We start from the raw sequence: 7741 nt of genomic DNA on the forward strand, positions 1-7741 counted from the left end.
TCTAATCTTGAAACTTACTTTTGGAATTTTAACTATGGCAGAGCATAACGATTTAGGAAAACTTGGAGAACAAATGGCCATTGACTTTTTGATCAAGAACGGTTATGAAATTCTAGAGATCAATTGGTTTTTTGACAAAGCCGAAATCGATGTGATTGCTAAAAAAGAGAACACGCTAGCCGTAGTTGAAGTAAAAACAAGATCCTCATTATTATTTGGATTACCACAAGAATTTGTGAAGCCTAAAAAAATTCAACTCTTAGTAAAGGCGATTAACGAATATGTCAATCGGAAAGAGCTAAATGTTGACGTACGATTTGATATTGTTGCGATTCATAAAGAGGCTTCAGGTTTTACAATAGAACATATCGAAGACGCCTTCCATTATTTTTAATGTTATATTTGTAACAAAATGTTTTATTTGATATATTTGCACCCTACAATCAATAAAGCAACCATACATGAACACGATTTCTTCCGTAGTTGAACAATATATTAAATCAAAACCTTTTTTATTGAGTTCACTTTCACAAGGAATCATTAACTTGACTTCTTTATCCCGAATTATGATGCCTGAAATTGCCCTGCATTTAGGCAAAGATGTGAAACAAGGTGCGGTAGTTATGGCGTTGAAAAGGTTGTCTGAAGAATTGGATTTTAAAATCAATCACAAAATATCAAAAGTTTTAAAAAATATTGGCGAAATCACAGTGCGTTCCTCCTTAACTGACTACACCTTTGTTATCTCCGATACGCTTTTAGAAAATCAAGCCAAATTACTAACTGAAATCAACAAATTACAAGATATTTTTTACACCTCTTCTCGAGGCGTAAACGAAACCAATATTGTTACGAGTGCCTCTATTTCGACCATTATTGAAACCCTTTTTAAAGCCGAAAAACTAACACATAAAATTGAAAATTTATCTTCTATTACGGTGAAATTACCACAAGAAAATATTTCCACGCCGGGAGTTTATTACTATATCTTTCAACGTTTGGCATGGGAAGGAGTCATAATTCATGAAGTAATTTCTACCACAAACGAGTTTACAATAATTGTGAGTGATGATCAAATTGATATAGCCTTTAAAGTGATTAAGGGACTAAAAAACGTTTTTGATTAACAAAAAAGGCTTATTTTTTTTCACTTCAAAAAAAGAAACGTATTTTTACCATTCTGTTGATACTAAAAAGACCTTTTAGTAGTTTAAACAAAAACGTTTTTACTTTGAAAAGCACAATATTAAAATATATAATAGCCATTGGTGGGATTCTTTTTTTGATAGCATGTTCTGTTGAAAAAGATAAATTCATCAATCGAAATTTTCATGCTGTTACTACAGAATATAATGTATTGTATAACGGGAACATTGCCTTGGACAAGGGTTTGATAGAATTGCAAACTACCTATCAAGATAATTTTTGGGACATATTACCTATTGAACGATTTTCGGGAGGTGAAGAAACTGCAACCAAAGAAAAAAACAAAAATCAAAATTTTGAGAAAGCCGAAGAAAAAGCCGTAAAAGCCATTCAAAATCATTCCATGAATATTGGAGGGGTTGAAAAAAACCCACAAATGGATGAGGCATATTTGCTATTGGCCAAAGCGCGTTATTATGACAATCGAATCATTCCGTCATTAGATGCACTTAATTATATTTTGTATAAATATCCGTTAAGTGATAAAATTTATCGGGCTAAAGTATGGCGTGAAAAAGTAAACATCCGTCTCGACAACGATCAAATTGCTATAAAAAATTTAAAAAAACTGCTCGAGAACAATAATATTGAAGGGCAAGATTTTGCAGATGCGCATGCTATGCTCACGCAAGCCTATTTAAACATACAAGCAAAAGATAGCGCCATAGTTGCCTTAAAGAAAGCAATTAGCGCTACAAAAATTAAAGAAGAACGCGCACGTTACCGTTTTATTTTAGGCCAATTGTATGAAAGTGCACATCATAAGGATAGTGCATTTGCTGCTTTTGAAAGTGTCATTCAAATGAAAAGAAATGCGCCAAGACGCTATGTAATTCAAGCAAAAATAAAACAAGCCCAACAGTTTAACTATAAAAAAGGAGATACGTTGGTCTTTGTAGAAGCATTTCAAAAGTTACTAGAAGATCGCGAAAACCGACCATATTTGGATGCGTTGTATCACCAAATGGGCGTGTTTTATGATCAACAAAATCAAAACGCATCGGCTAGAAAATTTTATAATAAGTCGCTTAAAAAAGGGTCAAACGACAACTATTTGGTGGCTTCAAATTATAGGAATTTGGGTGAAATTTATTTCAGAACTTCAAAATACAGCCTTGCCGGAAAGTATTACGACAGTACGTTGGTGAAATTAAAAGAGCGCACTAGAGAATATCGAAAAATTAAAAAGAAAAGACTCAATTTAGACGATGTAATTAAATACGAAACCATAGCCCAGCAAAATGACAGCATACTTGCTGTTGTTGCATTAGATGAGGCCGGTCAAAAACGTTTTTATGAAGATTATATTGAAAAGCTAAAAAAATTAGACGATCAAAAAGCCAAGTTAGCGGCTGCAAAAGCCGAAAAGGAAGCCAATTTGTTGGCCAATAGTTCTGCCGGTGGCGGAAACTTAGCAAAACTAGACAAAGACAAGCTTTTGGGCGTAGGAAAAAATAATGCGGCCCCTAATTCAAGTCCGGGCCTATTTGATATGGGCGATGATACAAAAAGCGGCTTTTATTTTTACAACACCACTACAGTAGCGTATGGAAAAAAAGAATTCAAAGGCAAGTGGGGCAAACGCAGTTTAAAAGACAATTGGCGATGGTCTATGGATACAAATTCCGAGGAGGTTGCTTCTTCCGATGGAGAAAAAGAAAATGTGGCAGAAGCGGAGAAAAAATCGGATGCAGTTGCAAAAACTGAAGAGCCAAAATATACGGTTGCCAATTATCTTAAACAACTCCCCACGGAAACCAAATTTATAGACAGTTTAGCTAAAGCGCGAAATTTTGCATACTATCAATTAGGGCTTATTTATAAAGAAAAATTCAAAGAAAATGAGTTGGCTGCCGCACGATTGGAACAATTACTAAAAAACAATCCTGAAGAACGATTGGTGCTTCCAGCGAAGTACAATTTGTATAAAATTTACCAACTAATTGCTCCGGCAAAGGCCGAGCTCATGAAGGCACAAATTTTAAGCGAATATCCTAACAGTCGTTACGCCGAAATCATTAGAAATCCAAGCGTAGAAGTGACAGACGATACTCACCCAGAATTGGCTTACAATGTTTTATATAAAAGATTTGAAAAAGGCGAATTGCGTGACCTTTTTTCTGAAATAGACGATTTCATTCAGCGTTTTACAGGCGAAGAGTCAGTGGCAAAATTTGAGTTACTTAAAGCCAAACTTATTGCTCGTTTAGAAGGAATTGATGCCTATAAAAAAGCATTAAACTTTGTTGCATTAACATATCCTAATGTAGAAGAAGGCAAGCAAGCCGAACAGTTGTTGGCATCAGATATGCCAAAATTAGAAGCACTTACCTTTTCTAAAGACTCAGAATCCGAATGGAAAATTGTATTTCCAAAGGCATTCCCTCATTCCCATGACGTAAAAAATTTAACCGATAAAATTGAGAAATATTTGAAAGATGCCAATGCCGTAGCGCTCAAATTGTCTTCGGATTTGTATACCCTAACGGATGATTTTATTGTAATCCATGGCTTTAGTTCTAAAGAATCGGCTCAGGCGATTTTGTCGTTGTTGAAAGAACATAAAAATTACAAAATAAAAGACACGGTCTATATTGTTTCTTCAGAAGACTATAAAATAATTCAAATGAAGAAACAATTTCAAGAATGGCTAAAATTATCGCAATAATAACTCATAAATCGCCTCAAAATGTTTGATAAAGTGAATAACCAAGATCATCTATTAGGAAAAACAAATAGAATTGTTGAAGGAACTTCCATCAATGGCGATATTATTACCAAAGCCGATTTTAGATTAGACGGAACATTAACTGGAAATTTCACTTCCGAAGGCAAAATTGTCATTGGTCCAACGGGAGCTGTTTTGGGAGATATAGTATGTAAAAGTATTGATATTGAAGGAAAATTTTCTGGGAAATTACAAGCGGAAGGCCTTTTAAATGTTAAGTCAAAAGCCCATATCACAGGTGAAGTAATTGTGGGGAAACTTGCCGTTGAACCTGGCGCAACTTTTGAAGCCAGCTGTGAAATGAGAAATTTATAATTTCGAATTCAACGAATTCAAAAAGAAAATAAATAAGTTATGAGTTAAATGAGAAATTTATAATTTCGAATTCAACGAATCCAAAAAATAGTAAGGCAAGAATTAGATAAAATCGATTTAAGACCCAAAATAAATGGCTAACAACAAAAATCAATTCAATAAATGGCTAGCCTTAATTAATATTCCTATCCAAATGGGAATTGTAATTTTTGTGTTTTCCTATTTTGGTAAATGGTTGGACGAAACCTATAAAAATGCAACCAATAGTTACACAAAAGGACTAACGATTATAGGTGTTTTCATTGCACTTTATAATGTTATTAGACTAGTAAATCAAATGAATAAAAATGATAAATAGTATTGGAATCCTAAAAAAGCTAATTTTTGTGGCTTTACCTATTTTTATTATTCATGTGATGCTTTTCAATGCCAATTTAATAACCGGAAAAGGAGCAAATTTTTATTATTCAATTCCTCTACTTTATGGGTTATTTTTTATGCTTTCGGCAGCAATATTAATAATAGTTACCAAAATTTCAGAAAAAAACTTCGATAATACCGGAATGGTTTTTATGATTGCAACGAGTATAAAAATGGTTGTTGCGTACTTTTTAGTAAGGCCAATTCTTCTTATCGAAGATAATAAAATTGAAAAAATTAACTTTTTCATCATTTTCATTCTATTTCTTCTGATAGAAACAATCTTAGTTGCTAAAATTTTGAATAAAAAATAGTCAAAAAAACGCAATAATATAATTTGGAATATAAAGAAAAAATGTACCTTTGCACCAAATTTTATAAACCTCATAGTTTAAGTTTACAAAAGATATGGTGATTTCAAAAAAACCACTCCAGATTATAGCCGCTACATTGATAGCTTTTTTGCCATTAATTAGTATTGCAAATCCAAGCCAAGACTCAACTGCTGTTCATGTAGAAGCTGCTCACACAACAAAAGCAGCAGCAACACATGAGGAACATGCAGAAACGCCAAAAGATTTAAAAACTGAAATCAAAGAGTACATCAATCATCACTTGTTAGATTCTTACGATTTTAATTTATTTTCTTGGAAAGATGATGCTGGAAAAGAGCACCATATTGGTTTTCCATTACCTGTGATTGTATGGGATAATGGTTTGAATGTTTTTTCTTCTTCTAAATTTCACCATGGAGAAGAGGCAGCTGAAAGCAATGGGAATTATTACAGATTATATCACAATAAAATTTATAAAATTGGGGGTGCTGATGAACAAGTAAAACTTGATGAGCATCACCATGCAACTAATGCAAAACCATTAGATTTTTCAATTACTAAAAGTGTATTTATGATGCTTTTGGTGGGTGTTATTATGTTCTTTTTGTTTACAAATCTAGCAAAATCATATGCTAAAAACGGAGGAATTGCAAAAGGCGCTGGAAGATTTTTTGAGCCAATTATTTTATACATAAGAGACGATATTGCAATTCCAAATATTGGTAAAAACTACAAGAAATATATGAGTTATTTATTGACTATCTTTTTCTTTATTTGGTTTTTAAATATGTTTGGATTAACACCACTAGGTGTAAATGTTACAGGTAATATTGCTGTTACAGCTTGTTTAGCAATAATTACCTATTTAATAACAACTTTTACAGCTAACAAAAATTATTGGGGACACATTTTTTGGATGCCTGGTGTACCCACTCCAATGAAAATTATTTTGGCTCCCATAGAGTTATTAGGAACAATTATCAAGCCTTTTTCGTTAATGATTCGTTTGTATGCCAATATTGTTGCAGGACACGTTGTTTTGATGAGTATTATTGGTTTGATGTTTATTTTCAAAAATTGGTTAGGAAGTAGTTTGTCGTTTTTCTTAGCTTTTGCATTATCACTATTAGAAATTTTAGTTGCGGCATTGCAAGCTTATATTTTCACGATGTTGTCTGCTTTATATTTTGGAGCTGGAAACGAAGAACATCATCATGAAGGGGACGAACATCATTAATAATGTCCTAGTGACTTTTAAGTGAGTAGCCAGCAAGTTAACTGGCAAATAAATTGAATGTTTAATTAAATATATATATTATGACTATTCCAAACATTGTAGGAGCAGGTTTAATCGTTATCGGTGCCGGTTTAGGTATTGGTAAAATTGGTGGATCAGCAATGGACGCTATCGCACGTCAACCAGAAGCTTCAGGAAAAATTCAAACAGCTATGTTGATTGCAGCAGCGCTTATTGAAGGTATTGGTTTCGCTGCGTTATTCGCATCTTAGTAAATCAAAAAAATTACTACAGTTATAACGGTTGGTTGTAACTGTAGTTTTTAAAAATTAAAATGTATTAAATAGAGTTTTATATAATGGAAAAATTAATAGAACAATTTCAATTAGGTTTATTCTTTTGGTTATTAGTAATTTTCGTAGGTTTAGTTTTCTTGATGAAAAAATTCGCTTGGAAACCTATTCTTGACGCAGTTAATGAAAGAGAAGAAGGAATAAAAAATGCTTTATTAGCAGCAGAAAATGCTAAAAAAGACATGCAAAACCTAAAAGCTGATAACGAAAAATTATTAGCAGAGGCTAGAGCTGAAAGAGATTTAATGATTAAAGAAGCAAGAGAAATCAAAGAAAAAATGATTGCTGATGCCAAATCTGAAGCACAAGCACAAGGTGAAAAAATGATTGATCAAGCAAAAGCATCAATCGAAAGCGAAAAAAATGCAGCAATGGCAGAATTGAAAAATCAAGTTTCTTCTTTGTCATTAGAAATTGCTGAGAAATTGTTACAAGACGAATTATCTAACAAAGAAGCTCAAACTAAATTGGTTGAGAAAATGTTAGGTGATGCAAAATTAAACTAAGATCATGGCAGGAACTAGAGCAGCAATACGATACGCTAAAGCTATTTTAGACGTTGCAAAAGACAACAATAACGCAGCTGCTGTAAATGCAGACATGACTTCAATTGTAAACGCAATTAAAGACAGTGCCGAATTGAAAGAATTTTTGCACAGTCCGGTAGTGAAAGGAGAAATTAAATTTTCTTCTGTAACTGAAATTTTTGCTTCTGCTCAAAAAGAAACAAAAAGCTTGTTTCAATTGCTTTTAGTGAATAAAAGATTTGAGTTATTGCAAGATGTTGCCATTCAATATAATGCTTTGCATGATGAACTTAACGGAATTGAAACGGCGGTAGTAACTACTGCATTTCCAATCACAACCGAGTTAGAAACTAAAGTATTAGCAAAAATTGCAACCTTTTCAACTAAAAATATTACCATACAAAATATTGTAGATCCAGCCATCATCGGAGGATTTATTTTACGAATTGGTGACAAACAATACAATGCATCTGTGGCAAACAGATTGCAAAATTTAAAAAGAGAATTTAATAATTAATATCCCATTAAAGATATATCACAATGGCTGAAATTAAACCTGCTGAAATATCAGCAATATTAAAACAACAATTATCAGGTTTTGAATCTGGTGCATCGTTAGA

At 32.8% G+C, this 7741-nt stretch carries 10 protein-coding genes; all 10 read left to right on the forward strand.

Annotated features, from left to right (window positions below):
- Positions 1-34 precede the first annotated feature (34 nt).
- Positions 35-394, forward strand: coding sequence for a YraN family protein (locus tag ACIQ6Z_RS03385; RefSeq protein WP_396209535.1), 360 nt, complete (start codon positions 35-37; stop codon positions 392-394).
- Positions 395-461: 67 nt separating this feature from the next.
- A complete protein-coding gene (locus ACIQ6Z_RS03390; protein WP_396209526.1) occupies positions 462-1127 on the forward strand; it encodes an aspartate kinase in 666 nt (221 codons plus the stop codon).
- Positions 1128-1231: 104 nt separating this feature from the next.
- Positions 1232-3874, forward strand: coding sequence for a gliding motility protein (locus tag ACIQ6Z_RS03395; RefSeq protein WP_396209527.1), 2643 nt, complete (start codon positions 1232-1234; stop codon positions 3872-3874).
- Positions 3875-3895: 21 nt separating this feature from the next.
- Positions 3896-4249: a polymer-forming cytoskeletal protein gene (locus ACIQ6Z_RS03400; RefSeq protein WP_396209529.1), complete on the forward strand. Its 354-nt coding sequence runs from the start codon at positions 3896-3898 to the stop codon at positions 4247-4249.
- 133 nt (positions 4250-4382) lie between these two features.
- Positions 4383-4607, forward strand: a complete 225-nt coding sequence (locus ACIQ6Z_RS03405) for an AtpZ/AtpI family protein (RefSeq protein WP_396209530.1) — start codon at positions 4383-4385, stop codon at positions 4605-4607.
- Positions 4597-4983 carry a hypothetical protein gene (locus tag ACIQ6Z_RS03410; RefSeq protein WP_396209531.1) on the forward strand — a complete coding sequence of 129 codons (387 nt, stop codon included), beginning with the start codon at positions 4597-4599 and terminating at the stop codon, positions 4981-4983. The genes ACIQ6Z_RS03405 and ACIQ6Z_RS03410 overlap by 11 nt, the downstream gene beginning before the upstream one ends.
- A 94-nt stretch (positions 4984-5077) precedes the next feature.
- The gene (gene atpB, locus ACIQ6Z_RS03415) at positions 5078-6241 is read left to right on the forward strand and encodes a F0F1 ATP synthase subunit A (protein WP_396209532.1); all 1164 of its coding nucleotides are present in this window, start codon (positions 5078-5080) and stop codon (positions 6239-6241) included.
- Positions 6242-6321: 80 nt separating this feature from the next.
- Positions 6322-6513, forward strand: a complete 192-nt coding sequence (gene atpE, locus ACIQ6Z_RS03420; protein ID WP_071671018.1) for an ATP synthase F0 subunit C — start codon at positions 6322-6324, stop codon at positions 6511-6513.
- 86 nt (positions 6514-6599) lie between these two features.
- Entirely contained in the window at positions 6600-7100 is a 501-nt protein-coding gene (locus tag ACIQ6Z_RS03425; RefSeq protein ID WP_396209533.1) for a F0F1 ATP synthase subunit B, read from the forward strand.
- Positions 7101-7104: 4 nt separating this feature from the next.
- Entirely contained in the window at positions 7105-7638 is a 534-nt protein-coding gene (gene atpH / locus ACIQ6Z_RS03430; protein WP_396209534.1) for an ATP synthase F1 subunit delta, read from the forward strand.
- The last annotated feature ends 103 nt before the right edge of the window (positions 7639-7741 follow it).

The organism is Flavobacterium sp. (assembly GCF_044376915.1).
GTDB lineage: Bacteria > Bacteroidota > Bacteroidia > Flavobacteriales > Flavobacteriaceae > Flavobacterium.